Source organism: Geminicoccus flavidas (assembly GCF_009806515.1).
GTDB lineage: Bacteria > Pseudomonadota > Alphaproteobacteria > Geminicoccales > Geminicoccaceae > Geminicoccus > Geminicoccus flavidus.
Genome location: NZ_WUJP01001013.1, coordinates 1 through 16,016 on the forward strand (window position 1 = coordinate 1; position 16,016 = coordinate 16,016).

The 16,016-nt window shown below is 66.2% G+C and carries 18 protein-coding genes; 11 read left to right on the plus strand and 7 right to left on the minus strand.

Annotated elements, in window-relative coordinates; genetic code table 11:
- From EQG76_RS28785 to EQG76_RS28800, 4 genes are all read right to left on the minus strand, one after another.
- Window positions 1-975, minus strand: a 975-nt coding sequence (locus EQG76_RS28785; RefSeq protein WP_159718623.1) for a SpoVR family protein, incomplete at its 3' end; no start/stop codon positions are given.
- 12 nt (window positions 976-987) lie between these two features.
- Entirely contained in the window at window positions 988-1,209 is a 222-nt protein-coding gene (locus EQG76_RS28790; protein ID WP_159718625.1) for a hypothetical protein, read from the minus strand.
- A gap of 12 nt (window positions 1,210-1,221) precedes the next feature.
- Window positions 1,222-2,430 carry a YeaH/YhbH family protein gene (locus EQG76_RS28795; RefSeq protein ID WP_159718627.1) on the minus strand — a complete coding sequence of 403 codons (1,209 nt, stop codon included), beginning with the start codon at window positions 2,428-2,430 and terminating at the stop codon, window positions 1,222-1,224.
- 41 nt (window positions 2,431-2,471) lie between these two features.
- Entirely contained in the window at window positions 2,472-4,400 is a 1,929-nt protein-coding gene (locus EQG76_RS28800) for a serine protein kinase (RefSeq protein WP_159718629.1), read from the minus strand.
- Window positions 4,401-4,989: 589 nt separating this feature from the next.
- Between EQG76_RS28800 and EQG76_RS28805 the strand changes: the two genes are divergently transcribed.
- From EQG76_RS28805 to EQG76_RS28830, 6 genes are all read left to right on the plus strand, one after another.
- Window positions 4,990-5,793 (plus strand): HpcH/HpaI aldolase family protein, encoded by an 804-nt coding sequence (locus EQG76_RS28805; protein WP_159718631.1) that lies wholly within the window; start codon window positions 4,990-4,992, stop codon window positions 5,791-5,793.
- 6 nt (window positions 5,794-5,799) lie between these two features.
- Complete coding sequence (locus EQG76_RS28810; protein ID WP_159718633.1) at window positions 5,800-7,149, plus strand: branched-chain amino acid ABC transporter permease; 1,350 nt, start codon at window positions 5,800-5,802, stop codon at window positions 7,147-7,149.
- Window positions 7,150-7,239: 90 nt separating this feature from the next.
- Window positions 7,240-8,226, plus strand: a complete 987-nt coding sequence (locus EQG76_RS28815; protein WP_407925581.1) for a Bug family tripartite tricarboxylate transporter substrate binding protein — start codon at window positions 7,240-7,242, stop codon at window positions 8,224-8,226.
- Between the two features lie 15 nt (window positions 8,227-8,241).
- Window positions 8,242-8,712 carry a tripartite tricarboxylate transporter TctB family protein gene (locus tag EQG76_RS28820; protein ID WP_159718637.1) on the plus strand — a complete coding sequence of 157 codons (471 nt, stop codon included), beginning with the start codon at window positions 8,242-8,244 and terminating at the stop codon, window positions 8,710-8,712.
- Between the two features lie 3 nt (window positions 8,713-8,715).
- A complete protein-coding gene (locus tag EQG76_RS28825) occupies window positions 8,716-10,227 on the plus strand; it encodes a tripartite tricarboxylate transporter permease (RefSeq protein ID WP_159718639.1) in 1,512 nt (503 codons plus the stop codon).
- A gap of 37 nt (window positions 10,228-10,264) precedes the next feature.
- Window positions 10,265-11,032 carry an SDR family NAD(P)-dependent oxidoreductase gene (locus EQG76_RS28830; protein WP_159718641.1) on the plus strand — a complete coding sequence of 256 codons (768 nt, stop codon included), beginning with the start codon at window positions 10,265-10,267 and terminating at the stop codon, window positions 11,030-11,032.
- A gap of 39 nt (window positions 11,033-11,071) precedes the next feature.
- On the opposite strand, the gene lysM is transcribed toward EQG76_RS28830, so the two are convergent.
- Window positions 11,072-11,518 carry a peptidoglycan-binding protein LysM gene (gene lysM / locus EQG76_RS28835; RefSeq protein ID WP_159718643.1) on the minus strand — a complete coding sequence of 149 codons (447 nt, stop codon included), beginning with the start codon at window positions 11,516-11,518 and terminating at the stop codon, window positions 11,072-11,074.
- Window positions 11,519-11,600: 82 nt separating this feature from the next.
- Between lysM and EQG76_RS28840 the strand changes: the two genes are divergently transcribed.
- Window positions 11,601-12,602: a 4-hydroxyproline epimerase gene (locus EQG76_RS28840; protein ID WP_159718651.1), complete on the plus strand. Its 1,002-nt coding sequence runs from the start codon at window positions 11,601-11,603 to the stop codon at window positions 12,600-12,602.
- Window positions 12,603-12,860: 258 nt separating this feature from the next.
- Here EQG76_RS28840 and EQG76_RS28845 read toward each other — a convergent pair whose 3' ends face one another.
- Together EQG76_RS28845 and EQG76_RS28850 are read right to left on the minus strand one after the other, a co-directional pair.
- Window positions 12,861-13,268, minus strand: coding sequence for a hypothetical protein (locus tag EQG76_RS28845; protein WP_159718645.1), 408 nt, complete (start codon window positions 13,266-13,268; stop codon window positions 12,861-12,863).
- A gap of 316 nt (window positions 13,269-13,584) precedes the next feature.
- Window positions 13,585-13,965, minus strand: a complete 381-nt coding sequence (locus EQG76_RS28850) for a cupin domain-containing protein (RefSeq protein WP_159718647.1) — start codon at window positions 13,963-13,965, stop codon at window positions 13,585-13,587.
- A gap of 381 nt (window positions 13,966-14,346) precedes the next feature.
- Between EQG76_RS28850 and EQG76_RS31900 the strand changes: the two genes are divergently transcribed.
- The 4 genes from EQG76_RS31900 to EQG76_RS28865 all read left to right on the plus strand — a co-directional run.
- Window positions 14,347-15,018 carry an MgtC/SapB family protein gene (locus tag EQG76_RS31900; protein WP_200841214.1) on the plus strand — a complete coding sequence of 224 codons (672 nt, stop codon included), beginning with the start codon at window positions 14,347-14,349 and terminating at the stop codon, window positions 15,016-15,018.
- Between the two features lie 2 nt (window positions 15,019-15,020).
- On the plus strand, window positions 15,021-15,410 hold the full coding sequence (locus EQG76_RS31905; RefSeq protein WP_200841217.1) for a DUF4010 domain-containing protein: 390 nt from the start codon (window positions 15,021-15,023) through the stop codon (window positions 15,408-15,410).
- 10 nt (window positions 15,411-15,420) lie between these two features.
- Window positions 15,421-15,774: an ArsR/SmtB family transcription factor gene (locus EQG76_RS28860; protein ID WP_159718649.1), complete on the plus strand. Its 354-nt coding sequence runs from the start codon at window positions 15,421-15,423 to the stop codon at window positions 15,772-15,774.
- Window positions 15,771-16,016: arsenate reductase family protein (locus EQG76_RS28865; protein WP_200841215.1), on the plus strand; the 246-nt coding region annotated here is incomplete at its 3' end. The genes EQG76_RS28860 and EQG76_RS28865, both read left to right, overlap by 4 nt.

The window sequence follows — 16,016 nt, forward strand, 5'->3', positions numbered from 1 at the left end:
CTCGGGCGTGTCTGCGCCGCCGAACTTCTCCTCGATCCGGTGCCAGAGCACGAAGCCCAGATGGTAGGGGTTGATCGAGCGCGGGTGCGGACAGACCACCTGGTTGTGGCGGACCAGAAACTCCAGGTGGATGTCCTGGGGGAGACCCAGGGAATTCATGATCTTGTGGTGCCAGAAGCTGGCCCACCCCTCGTTCATGATCTTGGATTCGATCTGCGGGATGAAGTAGCGCGCCTCGTCGTCCACGATCGTCAGGATGTCGCGCTGCCAGTCGGCCAGGTCGCGGCGGTGGTCGCGGATGAACAAGAGCAGGTCCTCGTCCGGCTCGAGCGGCACGCGCGACAGGTCAGGGGGCCGCACTTCGGCCCGGCGCGATAGGAGTGGGAAGGGGTCCTCGGGCGGGTTGGCCGCGTCGATCGCCCGGCGCACCTGGTCGGCGTGGCTCAGCCGCGGCATGGAAGGGTTCTTCGAGCGCGAGAAGGACAAAGCGTGGCAGGAGTCGAGCCACTCCTCGACCGCGAGTGCGCCGATTGATGGATCTTCCTGGTAGCGCCGGACCCGGTCGGCGCGGGCCTTGAATATCGCCACCGTCTCGCCCGCCCGGGTGCCGGCGGCGAAGTTGAAGTTCTTCTTGAAGAAGTCGTTATGACCGTAAACGTGGGCGATGGTCAGGATCTGCAGGCAGAGCGAGTTGTCCCGCATCAGGTAGGCCAGGCAGGGGTCGGAGTTGATGACCATCTCGTATGGTAGGCCGGAGACGCCATGGTCGTACATGGTCTTGGTCTTCTCGAACGACTTGCCGAACGACCAGTGCGGGTAGTGCGACGGCATGCCGTGATAGGCCATGTAGCCCAGCATGGAGGTCTGGTCGCAGACCTCGAACTCCTGCGGGTAGCAGTCCAGCCCGAACTCCTGGACCTTTTCCTGGATCTTGTCATCCCAGCGGGCCAGCTCGTCGAGCGTCCAGTTGGTCATGCGGTCGCTCCATCAGGCGGGGAGGAAGCGCCATGGACCGAAGCGATCACCTCGGCGCCATGGGGTGCGAACATATTCTCGCGAACTGCACTCGACGGCCGGTGACCGGTCGGTGGTGACGATGAACGGGTCCTCGCCGAAGCCCAGCCACTGGCCGTACAGGTCCCCTGTGGTCCGGCAGTCGGCCGCCAGCGCCTTCAGGTCCGAACGGAGGATCCGGGTGCAGTAGGCCATCGACGCGGTCCTTCAGCCGGCTTCCGCCCGTTCCTTGGACAGGACCTGACGGAAGGAGGGATAGACGTCCTCCCGGCGCTCGATCAGCACGCTGTGGAAGTTCTTGGCGTCCACGGCGCGGAACCGCTCCAGCATCGAGCTCTCGTAATAGTGCGAGCCCAAGGGCTTGATCTCGCCATAGCCGAACAGGTTGCAGATCTCGCAGAGCTGCCTGGCCGCGGCGATGGTCGCCTCGTTGTCACTGTCGAAATTATCGCCGTCCGAGCAGTGGAAGGCATAGATGTTCCACAGCTCCGGATGGAAGCGTTCCTCGATGATCTCCAGCGCCTTCTTGTAGCCCGAACTGATCATCGTGCCGCCGCTCTCGCCCTTGTGGAAGAAGTCCTCCTCGCTGACCTCCTTGGCCTCAGTGTGGTGGCCGATGAACACCAGTTCCACATTCTGGTAGCGGGTCAGCACGAACTGGTAGAGCAGGAAGAAGAACGAGCGCGCCAGGTACTTCTTCATCCGGTCCATCGAGCCGGACGTGTCCATGATGCAGATCACCACCGCGTTGCTTTCCTCGCGCACGTCGGTGATCACGCGCTTGTAGGTCAGGTCCTCGCGCCGGTAGGGGAACCGCTCCTCGGGGCTTTCCGGCTCCTTCTGCAGGTTGCTGCGCAGCTCGGCCGTATCCGTTTCGGCGGCGATCATCCGCCGGATGCGCGCCTTGGCAGTGCGCTTGCGGTCGAGATGCACGCGTGGGCCACGCTTGCGGTAGCCGCGCCGCTTGAAGGTTGAATCCGACATGACCTCGCGCAGGATCTTGCGCTCCAGGTCGGGCAGCTCGAGGTCCTCGAACATGATCTCGATCAGCTCGTCGATGCTGATCTCGGTTTCGTAATAGTCGACGCCGGGATCCGACCCGGCGCGGCCCTGGCCGGGCTGGGGCTCGCCGTCGCCCGCCTGGCCCACGACTTGGCCGGGCTTGGTGTCACCGTTGCCGGTGCCCACCCCGCCCTCATTGTCGCCATAGACGAACCGGTACTCCTTGATGCCACGGATCGGCACCTTGACGATCTTGTCGCCATCCCGGCCGATGATGCTCTCCTCGGCGATGATGTCGGCGATGTTCTCGCGCAGCGAGCGGCGGAGCTTCTCGCGATGGCGCTGCCGGTCGCCGGCGCTGCGATCGGATCGCAGCGCATCGCTTTCCTCATAGGGACGGAAGACAGTCGTCAAGGAAGCTCCCCTGCGTCTGGATTACCGGAAAACGCGCACCCTCAATCCTTCCAGAGATGGTTGGCAGCATACTTCAAGATGGTGTCGATGCTCTCCTCGCTATAGCCCTGCGCGATAAGATTCGTGACCATGCTGTCATATTTCTGCCGCTGCTCCTCGTCCCGGGTCCGGGCCTTGGTCACGATCCGGCTGATCTCGCGGACCGAGTTCATCAGCTTCTTCTCAATCGCCTCCTTGAGCGGCTCATACGAGGTGTAGGCGACCTTCTCGCCGCGCCGCGTGGCCGACCAGAGATAGGCGATCACCTCCTGGCGGAAGCCGTCGGCCGCCGGGCCGATCACCGCGATCTGCTCCTCGATGGACTTCAGGAAGCCCTCGTCCGGCTGCATCTCGTCGCGGGTCTGCTTGTCCTTGACCTTGGTCTTGGTGACATAGGCCTCGGCATGGTCCAGGTAGTTCTGGAACAGGGTCTCGGCCTGGTCCTTGAAGCTGTAGACGAACGCCTTGGTGATGTCCTTCTCGAGCAGGTCGAGATAGGCCTTGTGCAGTGTGTCCTGCAGGTACTCCAGATACTGCTTCTTGGTGTTGTCCGGGAGCTCGGTCTCCTTGACCATCCCGATCAGCGCCTCGCGCACGTTGATCGGGTGGATCACGCCGTCGTTCTTGGTCAGCGCGGTGTCGATCGCCTTCATGATGAAGCGCGTCGAGATGCCGAACATGCCCTCGCGCTTGGCGTCCTCCATCAGCTCGTGCGAGGTGACCTTCTTCGGCCGGCCCTTTTCCAAGACCTCCTCGCCGTTATAGATCTTGAGCTTGGTGAGCGGATCGCATTTCGAGGTCGGCTCGAGCCTGGAGAGGATCGCGAACATCGAGGTGATCTCGAGCGTGTGTGGCGCGATCTTGGCGTTGAACTGCGACTTGTTCAGGAATTTCTCGTAGATCTTGGTCTCTTCGGAGAGCCGAAGATTGTAGGGCACCTTGACCACCACCATGCGGTCCAGGATCGCCTCATTGGTGTGGTCGGCCTTGAAGCGCTGCCACTCCGCCTCGTTGGAGTGCGCCACGATCACCGTGTCGACATGGATGGTGCCGTGCCGGCCAGGGGCGGGCACGAACTTCTCCTGAGTGGCGGTGATCATGGTGTGGAGATACTCGGGGTCGTTCTTGAAGACCTCGATGAACTCCACCATGCCCCGGTTGCCGACGTTAAAGGCACCATTCAGCTCGAGCACGCGCGGGTCGCCCTCGGAATACCGGTCGAGCTTGGAGATGTCCTCCGAGCCGATCAGCACCGAGGTGTCCTGATTGTTCGGGTCAACCGGCGGCACCACGCCGATGCCCCGCCGGGCGCGCTTGGAGAAGCGCACCGTCCGGATCGGCACGTCCTCGTACTTGCCTTCCCAGGTCTCCTTCAGCTTCCAGCGGCAGACCGGGCAGAGATCGCCCTCGATCCGCACGCCCAGCATGTCCTCGAACGCACCACGCAGGTGGCGGGGAATCAGGTGCAGCGGGTCCTCGAAGGTCGGGCAGCCATCGATCACATAGATCGGCGGCAGCTCCTCTAGCCCGCGCTGCAGGCGCGCCACTAGCGAACTCTTGCCGGAGCCCACCGGGCCCAGGAAATAGAGGACCTGGCGGCTTTCCTCGCCGCCCATCGCGGCGGAATGGAAATAGCGCACGATCTTGTCGAGCGTGCGCTCCATCCCGAAGAACTCGTCCTCGAAGAAGCCGTACACGTTGACGGGCTGGTCGCCGAACAGGCGCTTGACCCTGGGATCGGCCTCGGCGTCCAGATGGTGCACGCCCTTGGCCATGATCATGTCGTGGAACCGCCGATGCGCATGATGCGCCAGGCTAGGCTCGGCCTTCACCTTTTCCAGGTAGTCAAGAAACGTTCCCTGCCATTCTTCCTGCGCCCTCGCTTTGCGGTCTTCGGCGATGATGGCGGCAAAGTCGACGGTAGTGCTCACGGTCTCCGCATCCTTCGGAAGGGGGCTACGTTCAACGCACGAACCTCGAACGGCAGTCAGTCCGTCCTGTCTTCCAGCTGTACGACTCCTGAGTACATCCAATAGTTGAGAACTCTAAACGAATTCGCGCCTCGCGCAAGCAGCATGGTCGGAATGCTGCGTATAGATGCAGTCAGCCCACACCTGGCCACTGCCTTCCTTCTCGGATCAGGAAAGGTAGCCCAGCCAGGCCGGACCCGCCAAGATCGGAATCGCCCGATAAAGTGACATACGCCCTAGCTTGCGTGCTGGACTTCTGGTGAAACCTGAAAGTTACGGCGCAGCGAAGCAAAGGCAAGCTGGACGGGGCGGACGCACGTGGCTCGGCGGGCAGGTCTGCCCATCGATGGTATGCGACCCCACCCCCTGCTCAAGCGGCGGGACGCCGCAGGCCGGTCGTTTCCTCCGGCCTGCGACCGAAGTGTGGCCTGAATCCCCGGCCGCCCCACAGGCGCTGCCGCCGTTGCCCCAGTTCCGGCGGGACGGCGCCGCCCTTGCCATCGTTCTCGCCCGGGCGCTATCCCGGCCCGTGTCGAGGGAGGAGACGAACATGCAGGGTGGCAACCGGATCAAGCGGCGGCTCGCCGCGGGCGAGCAGCTCTATGGTGCCTGGGTATCGACCGGTTCGACCGCCAACACCGAGCTCCTGGCCGCGGCCGGCTACGACTTCCTGGTGATCGACCAGGAGCATGGCGCGGCCTCCATCGAGACCGCGATCGAGCTGATGCGCGCCTGCATCGTGGGCGGCGCCGATCCGATCGTCCGGGTGCCCTGGAACGATCAGGTCTATCTCAAGCGGATCCTGGATGCCGGCGCCACCTCGGTGATGATCCCGATGGTCGAGAACGAGGAGGAGGCGAAGGCGGCCGTGGCCGCCTGCCTCTACCCGCCTTACGGCCGCCGCGGCTATGCCGCCCCGGCCCTGCGCTGCTCCGGCTATGGGCGCGACACGGACTATCGCGCCAACTGGCACGAGAACCTGTTCCTGATCGCCCAAATCGAGAGCGCCGGGGCTGCCGAGCGCGCGGAAAGCATCGCCCGGGTCGACGGGGTCGACATGGTGCTGATCGGGGTCAACGACATGGCCGGCACGATCGGCAAGCTCGAGCAACTCGCCGACCCGGAGGTCCGGGCCCTGGTCGAGCTGGCCGAGCGCAATCTGAAGAAGGTGGGCAAGCCCTACGGGACCGTGCCGAGTGCCGCCCGCACGCCCGAGCAGCTGTTCGCGGAAGGCTATGCCCTCGTGGCGGGTGCCGGCGACGTGCCGCTCCTGGCTGCCGCGGCGCGCGCCGACCTCGCCCGGGTGCGCGGCGGCGCCGGGCTGCCCGAGCGGCCGGCCGGTCCCTACGGCTGAGCCCCGATGAGGCGGGCGGGAGGTGCTAGGCTGTTCCTGGCCCTGCTCGCCTGCCTCCTGCTGCCGGGACAAGTAGCGGCGGCCGAGCGTGCCGACGCGATCGCCGCCTGCCAGCAGCTGCTCCCGGTCTTCGTCGCGAGCCCCGCCTCGATCACGATCGGCACCGACGACGAGGGCGAGGACCGCCCGTTCGGGGTGCGGATCGCCTGGGCCGGCGGCTCGACGGGGCCAGGCTGGATCCGCTGCTGGTTCTTGCCGAGGTCGGTCAGCGGCGGTGGCTGGCAGTTCACCCAGGTGGAAACCTCCCGGTTCGGCCGCCTCAGCCGCTATGATGTGCAGCAGGCGCTCAAGATGCTGCGCCTCAAGCAGCGTGAGGCCCGGGTCGTGCTGGAGAAGGTGCCGGCCACCGCGACCGTCCGGCTGCTCTATCTTCTCCAGCAGGCGCTGAACGCGCTGACGCTCGCCTGCGTCTATGCGCTGGTGGCGGTGGCCTTCACCCTGATCGCCGCTGCCGCCCGCACCATCATGTTCGGCTTCGGTCCGCTGGTGGCGCTGGGCGGCTGGCTGTTCCTGATCGTCCATGTCGGCCTGCAGCTCCGGCTGGGCCTGCCCGCGGGGGTGGTGGTGGCACTGGCGCTGCCGGTCGTGGCGCTGGTCGCGGGGCAGGGTGCCCGGCTCGCCGACCGCCTGGTGTTCCGCCCGATCCGTGACCGGAACGGTAGCGGGGCGCTCATCGCCTCCATTGGCCTGATGATCGCTGGCAACGAGGCGGTGCGGCTGGCCGTCGGCAATCGGCCGCGGCAGATGTCGGTGGTGGCGGATGCCCGGATCGTGCTGATCGAGGGCCATGGCTTCGACGTCTCGGTAACGTCCGGCCATCTCTGGGTGGCGGCCGGAACCTGCCTGATCGCGCTGTGGCTGGCCTGGCTGATCGGCCGGACCGAATATGGCCGCTCCTTGCGTGCGGTGAGCCAGGATCTCGCTGCGGCGCGCCTGGTCGGTGTGGATGTCGACCGGGTGGTCGGCCGGACCTTTCTTCTGGGCGGCGCTCTCGGCGGCATCGGCGGCCTGGCGCTCGTCGCGGAATACGGTGTCGCCGACCACCTCATGGGTGGTGCCATCACCTTCAAGGCGCTCACTGCGGCCCTGCTCGGCGGGCTGGGCTCGGTGCCTGGCGCCTTCGTCGGTGGCTTCATCATCGCAGTAGTCGAGACCGCGGCCGCCGGCTATGGCAGCGCTGCGTGGCGGGACGTCTACGTGATGGCCGTGCTGGTGGCGCTGCTGGTCTTCCGGCCGCAAGGCCTGCTGGGTACCCCACGGCAGCTGTCGCCTGAAGAGCAGCTTCAACCTGGTTAATGTTAAAGCGGTGACAGGCCGGGCACCCTCGTCTAGCGTCCGCCTCGACAATTCGGGCTCCGTCAAAGGGCAGGGCTCCAACAAAGGGGGATGATGATGATCCGTCGTGGCGCGTTGGCCGTTCTGGCCACCACCATGCTGACGCTCGGAACGCTGGGCGCGGCCGAGGCCGCCTATCCCGAGCGGCCGATCACGATGATCGTGCCATGGGGTGCCGGCGGCGGCACCGATGCGACGGCCCGCATCGTGGCCTCCGAGCTCGAGAAGGAACTGGGCGTTCCGGTCAACGTCGTGAACCGCACCGGCGGCAGTGGCGTGGTCGGGCACAGCGCCATCGCGACCGCACAGCCGGACGGCTACACGATTGGGATCATCACCTCCGAGATCGGCATCATGCACTGGCAGGGCCTGACCGAGCTGAGCGGCGAGGACTACACGCCGCTGGCCCTGATGAACGACGACCCGCCGGCACTCAACGTCCCGGCCGATGCCAAGTGGAACACGGTCGGCGAACTGCTGGAGGACATCAGGAACTCCGAGCCTGGCACGTTCAAGGCGAGCGGCACCGGCCAGGGCGGCATCTGGCATGTCGGCCTGGGCGGCCTCCTGAAGGCGGCGGGCATCCCGGCCGACAAGGTCCAGTGGATCCCGAGCCAAGGTGCCGCGGCCGGCCTCCAGGACATGCTCTCGGGCGGCGTCGACTTCGCACCCTGCTCGATCCCCGAGGCCAAGGCGCTGATCGACGCCGGCCGGGTGAAGAGCCTGGCGGTCATGGCGGATGAGCGCAACCCGACCTTCCCGGACGTTCCGACCGTCAAGGAAGCGGAAGGCATCGACTTCAGCGTCGGCTCCTGGCGCGGCTTCGCCGGTCCCTTGAACATGGACCAGGAAGCGGTCGACAAGCTGGTCCCGGCCATGAAGAAGATCTACGACTCCGCCGCCTACCAGGATTTCATGAGCGGCCGCGGCTTCGGCACGGTCTATCTGCCGCCCGAAGAGTTCAAGGCGTTCATGGCCGAGCGTGACGCGATGTTCGGCGGCATCATGAAGGACATCGGCTTGGCCAAGGCCGAGTAAAGGGCAGCTTTCTACATGCGCGTTGCCGACTGGGTGTTCGGCCTCGTCCTCCTGATCGGAGCGGGGCTGATCTTTCAGCAGGCGGCGGGATTTTCCGACATGCCGGGCCAGGACTATGGCCCGGCATTTGTCCCGTCGCTGATCGCTACCGGGTTCACGATCTGTGGCCTGGTCCTCATCTTCACCGGCATCCGGGCGCGGGCACCCGCCTTCGCGCTCGATCCAGCGGCGCGCGCGCCCGGCAGGATCTTCGATGCGCTCCTTACCCTCGGCAGCATCGTGTTCATGATGCTGGTCTGGGATGTGCTGGGCTTCCTGATCTCCTCCACCATCGTCCTGACCGTGCTGTCGGCCCGCTACTGGGGCGGCAAGATCCCGCAGGCTCTTCTGGTCGGCGTCATTGGCTCGCTGGTGATCGACTGGCTGTTCCGGAAGCTGCTCCTGGTCCCCCTGCCGCTGGGGCCGTTGTCCAGGTGGATGTGGTAGGCCATGGACCCGATCCTTCAGGCGTTCTGGATCGTCATCGATCCCTATAACCTCACCGTGATGACCCTGGCGGGTCTGTTCGGGATGTTCGTGGGCGCCATGCCCGGGCTCACCGCCACCATGGCCACCGCACTCCTGATCCCGGTCACCTTCTTCATGCCGCCCGTCCCTGCGGTGGCCGCGATCGTGACCGCGACCGCCATGGCGATCTTCGCCGGCGACATCCCGGGTGCCTTGATCCGCATTCCCGGCACGCCTTCCTCGGCCGCCTATGTCGCGGACAGCTACAAGCTGACCCAGAAGGGCCAGGCGGAGCTGGTGCTCGGCTGCTGCCTGGTATTCTCCGCGATCGGCGGCATCTTCGGCAGCCTGGTCCTGGCGTTCGCCGCCCCGGCGCTGGCCGAGATCTCGCTCAGGTTCTCGTCCTTCGAGTTCTTCTGGATTGCGATCTTCGGCCTCACCTGCGCCATCTTCATCAGCACCGGCCATCCGATCAAAGGCTTGGCCTCCGTTCTGCTCGGCCTGTTCATCGCGACGGTCGGGATCGACCCCACGGCCGGCCAGCCGCGCTTCACCATGGGCTCGGTCGAGCTCCTGGGCGGCATCGACTTCATCCCGGTCATGATCGGCATGTTCGCTATTTCCGAGCTGCTGCGCTGGGTGCTGGGCACGCGCAAGGTGCAGAACCTGCAGACCAAGCAGCTGGGCTCGGTGTTCCGAGGGCAATGGGCGCTGTTCCTGAAGTACAAATGGAACACGCTGCGCAGTTCCGTCCTCGGCGTGGCGATCGGCTTCCTGCCGGGTGCGGGCTCGGATATCGCCGCCTGGGTGACTTATGCGATCTCCAAGAAGTTCTCCAAGGAGCCGGAGAAGTTCGGCACCGGTCATATCGAGGGTGTGGTCGACGCCGGTGCGGCCAACAACTCCTCGCTCAGCGGCGCCTGGGTCCCCGCCCTCGTGTTCGGCATTCCCGGCGATTCGATCACCGCGATCGTGATTGGCGTGCTCTACATGAAGGGCCTCAACCCGGGGCCGACCCTGATGCTCGACCAGCCGGAGATGCTCTACGCGATCTTCATCGTGTTCATGATCGCGAACCTTGTGATGCTCCCGCTGGGATGGGTGGCGATCAAGCTGTTCCGTCACGTGCTGAAGGTGCCTCGTGAGGTCCTGATGCCGCTGATCCTGATGGCCTGCGTCGTCGGCAGCTTTGCCATGAACAACACGCTGTTCGGTGTCGGCATCATGCTGGTCATGGGCATCGTTGCCTATTTCATGGAGGAGAACGGCTTTCCGATCGCGCCGGCCATCCTGGGCCTGGTGCTGGGCGGGCTGGTCGAGAACAACTTCATGACCTCGATGATGAAGGCCGACGGCAACCTCCTGGCGTTCTTCGAGCGGCCGATCTCCGCGGTCCTGGGTGTGGTGGTGATCGCCGCCTGGATCTGGCTGATTTGGTCGATGATTCAGGCCAAGCCGCCGCTGGTCACGGACGAGGAAGCATCGGTCACATGAGCCGCAGGATACCAGCGGACATCTGGGAGGCAGAACAGTGAGCGGCTGGGCGATCTATCCAAGCCTAAAAGGCAAGTCGGTCTTCATCACGGGCGGCGGTTCCGGGATCGGGGCCGCCATTACCGAGGCCTTCGCCCAGCAGGGTGCGAAGGTCGCGTTCTGCGACCTGGCCGAGGAGCCCAGCAATGCGCTGGTCGCCCGGCTGGCCGAAGAGGGCCACGGCCAGGTCCTGTTCCGCCAGGCGGACGTGCGCGACATCGACCAGCTCAGGGCGGCGATCGCCAGTGCTGCCGAGGCGCACGGGCCGATCACGGTCCTGGTCAACAACGCCGCCCGCGACGACCGGCACACCTTCGACGCGGTGACGCCGGAATACTGGGACGAGCGGTTCGCGGTGAACCTCCGCCACCAGTTCTTCGCCGCCCAGGCGGTGTTCCCGATGATGAAGGAGGCCGGTGGCGGCTCGATCATCAATTTCGGCTCGACCAGCTGGATGATCGGGCAGGGCGGCATGCCGGGCTACACCACGGCCAAGTCGGCGGTGGCGGGCCTGACCCGGGCGCTGGCCCGGGACTTCGGCCCGTACGACATCCGGGTCAACTGCATCGCGCCTGGCTGGATCATGACCGAGCGGCAGAAGTCGCTCTGGCTGACCCCGGAGGGCATCGAGGAGCTGATGAAGCGCCAGTGCCTGAAGCGGCAGCTCCAGCCGGCCGAGATGGCGAGGCTCACTCTGTTCCTGGCCGCCGACGACAGCTCGGCGATGACCAACCAGACCTATATCGCAGACGGCGGCTGGGTCTGAGGCGGACCATAGGGGCCGGACGACCGGCCCCTTTTCGATTCAGCCCTGCTTGGGGATGCGCAGCACCTGGCCCGGATAGATCTTGTCCGGGTCCTTCAGCATCGGCTTGTTGGCCTCGAAGATCACTGGGTACTTGCTGGCATTGCCGTACTGGGCCTTGGCGATGGCCGAGAGTGTGTCGCCCTTCTTGACCGTGTAGAAGCTGGCGCTCTCCGTCTCTGCCGCCGCGGCGGGCGCGATCTGGTCCTCGACCTTGGCCACGCCCGCGACGTTGCCCATGGCCAGGATGATCTTCTCCTTCTCCTCCTGGGACTTCGCCCCGCCGCTCACTGTCACCTTGTCGCCGTCCACCGCGACATCCACGCCCGAGACGTCCAGCCCATGGCTGGCCGCTTCCTTCTTCAGATCGTCCGCGGACGGTGCGGCGTCGGCACTGCCGATCCCCAGCGAGCGGCCTGCTGCCTTGACGAAGTCGATGAGGCCCATGGCATCCTCCTTCATTTTCCGCTTCAAACAGCAACGACTGCCGTGGCCCGCGGTGCCGTGTGCCACACCGATTCAGGAGTGGATCTTGAACCGCACCTTCTTCTGCGTGGATGGCCATACCTGCGGCAACCCGGTGCGGCTGGTGGCCGGCGGCGGGCCGGACCTCAAGGGCGCCACCATGTCCGAGAAGCGTCAGGACTTCCTGGCCAATTGGGACTGGGTGCGCACCTCCTTGATGTTCGAGCCGCGCGGCCACGACGTCATGTCCGGCTCGATCCTCTACCCGCCGACCACCCCCGACGGCGATGTCGGCATCCTGTTCATCGAGACCTCGGGCTGCCTGCCGATGTGCGGGCACGGCACGATCGGCACGGTCACCATGGCGATCGAGCAGGGCCATGTGGTGCCCAAGGCCGAGGGCCGGCTGCTGCTGGACGTGCCGGCCGGGCGGGTGGTGGCCGAGTACGAGCGGGACGGGCGGTTCGTCGAGAAGGTCAGGCTCACCAACGTGCCCTCCTACCTCGCCATGAGCGAGGTGCGGGTGGAGTGCCCGGAGCTGGGCGAGCTGGTGGTCGACATCGCCTATGGCGGCAATTTCTACGCCATCGTGGAGCCGCAGCCGAATTTCCGGGACATGGCCGAGCTGTCGGCCGGCCAGATCCAGCGCCTCTCGCCGGAGCTGCGCCGCCGCCTGCAGGCCCTGGTCGAGCCGGTCCATCCGCTCGATTCGACCATCCGGGGGGTGAGCCACATCCAGTGGACCGGCCGGCCGACCAAAGTGGGGGCGCATGCCCGCAACGCCGTGTTCTACGGCGACAAGGCGGTCGACCGCAGCCCGTGCGGCACTGGCACCTCGGCGCGCATGGCACAGCTCGTCGCCAAGGGGCGGCTTCGGGTCGGCGACGCGTTCGTCCACGAGAGCATCATCGGCTCCCTGTTCGAGGGCAGGGTAGAGGCGGCGGTCGAGCTGGCCGGCATGCCGGCGATCATCCCCTCGATTGCCGGCTGGGCGCGCACGACTGGCTACAACACCATCATCGTGGACGACCGCGACCCGTTCTGGCGCGGGTTCTCGCTGGTCTGAGGCGGCACAGGCACTCTTTCCGCGGCAGCCGGATGTAGATCAAGTTATTGATTTGAGTGAGAGAATTTGGCCTCTCGGGTTCGTTTGTGCAAAAATGCGATTCGTCGCTGCCGCATGCCCCCTGAGTCTCGCTGACGATCCGGCCCGCGATGATAGCATGGCCGAGCTCCGGCATGTCCGGAAATCATCGGGCCAACGGTCGGCTGGACCGGAGAGGGTACTGGTGGCACCCTGAGGCGCCACCAGCCCAATCGAGCTTCAGGCCTGCATCCCGATCTCGTCCTCGTCCTCGTCGGCCACGTAGCCTTCCGGAGCGGGATAGATGTCGAAGGTCGTGTAGAGATCCGGGTCGATCACGATGCGCCCGGACTTCTTCAACCGGTACCGCCCGGGAGCAGGCACGGTGAGGTTGTCCAGGATGGCCGGGATCGTGAAGACATCGCCGGTCTCGTCGTCCTCGATCTCGATCGCCTCGGGCGAGGCCGCCACGATCCAGCCCGTGTACTGGGCGTGATCCTGCACGTTGCCCTCATGGTCCTTGAAGGTGAACCCGACCAGGATCCGCTGGCCGACCAGGGCCTGGAACTTGCCGTCGCGCTCGTCCTGCTCGGCCTGGATCAGGACGTTCTCGGGCCAGGCTCCGATCCGGCGCCATTTCTTCGCCATGATGAATATCCGAGATGAAATGAATGGGCATGACGATGAAAGTCGGGCCAGGACATGGGGCACCTGTCGTATGGGTGAAGTATGCGCGGCTTCTACGAGCGGGCCGTCAGCCGCGCCAGGAGCAGTTGGGGCAGGCGCCAAGAAATCAGTGGGCTGTGGCGGGCCGGCCATGCTGTCCTGGTCCGAGGATGCGGACGTCCAGACCCGCACCATGATGGCGATCTTTCGTGCGGGCTCCACGGCTACTTGCAGCGGCGGGTGCGGAACCATGGGCGTCACCCCGTTTCAGGCCGGACGAGTTGTCGTCCGTCGGCCACTACTCGGCAAAATGGTAGGTGACTTCCTCGAAGCTGTCGGTCGGGAACACGAAGAGGCAGCGGAGAGGTGCGGAGCCAGTATTGGTCGTCTGGTGCCAGGCATCCGGCGGGATGAAGACAGAGATCCCCGCTTGCAGGCGGTGAGCTACGCCTTCGATTCCCACCACACCTTCTCCGTCGAGAACATGGTAGATTTCTGCGGGCGCGTGGTGGTGCAGGGGCAGGATGCCGCCGGGTGCGATTTCGGCGAGACCCATGCTCATCGAAGCGGTGTCGGTCTGCTGTCCGGAGAAGATGAGCTTCCACCGTACCTTGGTCTCCGCGACGAACCTTGGGTCGTCCCAGGACGTCCAGGCGGCCTCGGCGATGTCGATCCTCACTCCTTCCACGGCATTCTCGTCATGGCAGGGGAGCCATTTCCGCCGGCAGCGGCTTGGCCATCGTCCAGAGATCGTCCGGCACGAGCGGCTTTGCCACTCCTCGGACCATGCCGCCCCGCCGTCGGGCACTCCGGGAGCAGCCGCGCCTCCTGCCGATCTCCGGCAGGCTCCCAGAGCGGGTCCGCGCCGGCGACTCGATAGGCCTGCCGAGTGGGCAGGAACGGCTAGCGAGCTTCCGGCCGGCATGCTTGCCCTGGCCCCGTGCGGCGAGCCGGACGGCCGGCTGCGCCGGGCACGGGTGCGGGCCATGTTCTCGGACGAACTTCTCCATCGGCTGGCGGTGGCGCTGGCAATCGGCCTGCTCGTCGGGCTCGAGCGCGGATGGCGGCACGGGGCGAGGGGGAGGGCGAGCGTGCCGCGGGCTTTCGCACCTTCGCGCTGAGCGGCCTGCTGGGCGGCATCTGTGGAGCGCTGGTGCCGCTGGCAGGCGCCTTGGCCCTGGCCGCGGGCCTCCTGGCCTTCACCCTGGCCTTTGCCGCGTTCCACTGGCTGGAGGCGCAGGCCGACCGCGATTTCAGTGACACCGGCGTGGTGACGGGGATCCTCACCTTCGTGCTCGGCGCCTATGCGGTGCCGGGCGAGGTCCAGGTCGCGGTCGCGGCGGCCGTGGCGGTCGTCGCCCTGCTGGCGCCCAAGCAGCCGCTCCATGCCTGGCTGCGGCGGCTGGCCTGGCCGGAGATCCGCGCCGGCCTGGTGCTGCTGGCAATGACCTTCCTGCTCCTGCCGCTCCTGCCCGACCGCGCGATCGACCCATGGGGCGCGCTCAACCCGGCCGAGATTTGGCTGCTGGCCATCATCATCGCCGCCCTGTCCCTCGTGGGCTATGTCGCGGTGCGGGTCATCGGCGCGCGCGCCGGGATCGTGCTCCAGGCCGTGGCAGGCGCGCTCGCCTCGTCCACGGGGGTGACGCTCACCCTGGCACGCATGGCCAAGGGCAGGGCGAGGGGCCGGCGCTGGCACTCACCAATCCGCTGGAACTGGGGGTCGCCCTGAAGATGGCCGCGATCATCGCCGCCGTCATGCTGCTGGCCAAGCTCGTGGGCGACCGGTTCGGCGAGACCGGCCTGTACGGCCTGGCCGCCGTCTCCGGCCTCGCCGACGTGGATGCCCTGACCCTGTCCATGGCGCGGATGGCCGGCAGCGGCATCCCGCTCAAGGTGGCCGCCGGAGCGATCGCCATCGCGGCCGCGGTGAATACGGTGGTCAAGTGCGTGCTGGGGGGAGCGATCGGCTTGTGGCGGCTGGGGGTGCTGGTGCGTTCCTGCTGGCCCAGGGCTGACCACGGAGCCGAAACCCGCTCATCCGCCTCGATCTGCCCCTCGGTCGCGCTGGTCCGGTCGCAGCAGCGGGGCCCGTCGATTGACGGACGACGTTCATATCGTTAAATCTCGATATATGGATTCAATTGCTGTCATCGAGGCCCTGGCTGCCCTTGCCCAGGCCACGAGGCTGGAAACCTTCCGCCTGCTGGTGAAGCACGAGCCGGATGGTCTGCCAGCCGGCGAGATCGCGCGTCGGCTGGGCGTGCCGCAGAACACGATGTCGGCGCATCTGGCGATCCTCACCCGGGCGGGGCTGACCAGGTCGGAGCGCCAGGGCCGGTCAGTCATCTACCGGGCCGAGCTGGATGGGTTGCGGGCGCTGACCCTCTACCTCGTCAAGGATTGCTGCGCCGGAAGTCCGGAACTGTGCGGGCCGCTGCTCACGGAGCTGTTGCCCTGCTGCCCTCCCGAGCCGAGAACCTCATGACCGTCACCATCTATCACAACCCGGCCTGCGGCACGTCGCGCAACACGCTCGGCCTGATCCGCAACAGCGGCGAGGAGCCGGTGGTCATCGAGTATCTGAAGACCCCGCCCGGCCGGGACGAGCTGGTGAGCCTGATCGACCGCATGGGCATCGGCGTGCGCGACCTCTTGCGCGAGAAGGGCACGCCCTATGCCGAGCTGGGCCTGGGTGATCCCTCCCTCAGCGACGAGCAACTCGTCGAC

Coding starts and splice junctions, on each gene's coding strand:
- EQG76_RS28790 (WP_159718625.1), bottom strand. CDS start 1,209: ATGGCCTACTGCACCCGGATCCTCCGTTCGGACCTGAAGGCGCTGGCG.
- EQG76_RS28805 (WP_159718631.1), top strand. CDS start 4,990: ATGCAGGGTGGCAACCGGATCAAGCGGCGGCTCGCCGCGGGCGAGCAG.
- EQG76_RS28810 (WP_159718633.1), top strand. CDS start 5,800: ATGAGGCGGGCGGGAGGTGCTAGGCTGTTCCTGGCCCTGCTCGCCTGC.
- EQG76_RS28815 (WP_407925581.1), top strand. CDS start 7,240: ATGATGATGATCCGTCGTGGCGCGTTGGCCGTTCTGGCCACCACCATG.
- EQG76_RS28820 (WP_159718637.1), top strand. CDS start 8,242: ATGCGCGTTGCCGACTGGGTGTTCGGCCTCGTCCTCCTGATCGGAGCG.
- EQG76_RS28825 (WP_159718639.1), top strand. CDS start 8,716: ATGGACCCGATCCTTCAGGCGTTCTGGATCGTCATCGATCCCTATAAC.
- lysM (WP_159718643.1), bottom strand. CDS start 11,518: ATGGGCCTCATCGACTTCGTCAAGGCAGCAGGCCGCTCGCTGGGGATC.
- EQG76_RS28845 (WP_159718645.1), bottom strand. CDS start 13,268: ATGGCGAAGAAATGGCGCCGGATCGGAGCCTGGCCCGAGAACGTCCTG.
- EQG76_RS31900 (WP_200841214.1), top strand. CDS start 14,347: ATGGCGGCACGGGGCGAGGGGGAGGGCGAGCGTGCCGCGGGCTTTCGC.
- EQG76_RS31905 (WP_200841217.1), top strand. CDS start 15,021: ATGGCCGCGATCATCGCCGCCGTCATGCTGCTGGCCAAGCTCGTGGGC.
- EQG76_RS28860 (WP_159718649.1), top strand. CDS start 15,421: ATGGATTCAATTGCTGTCATCGAGGCCCTGGCTGCCCTTGCCCAGGCC.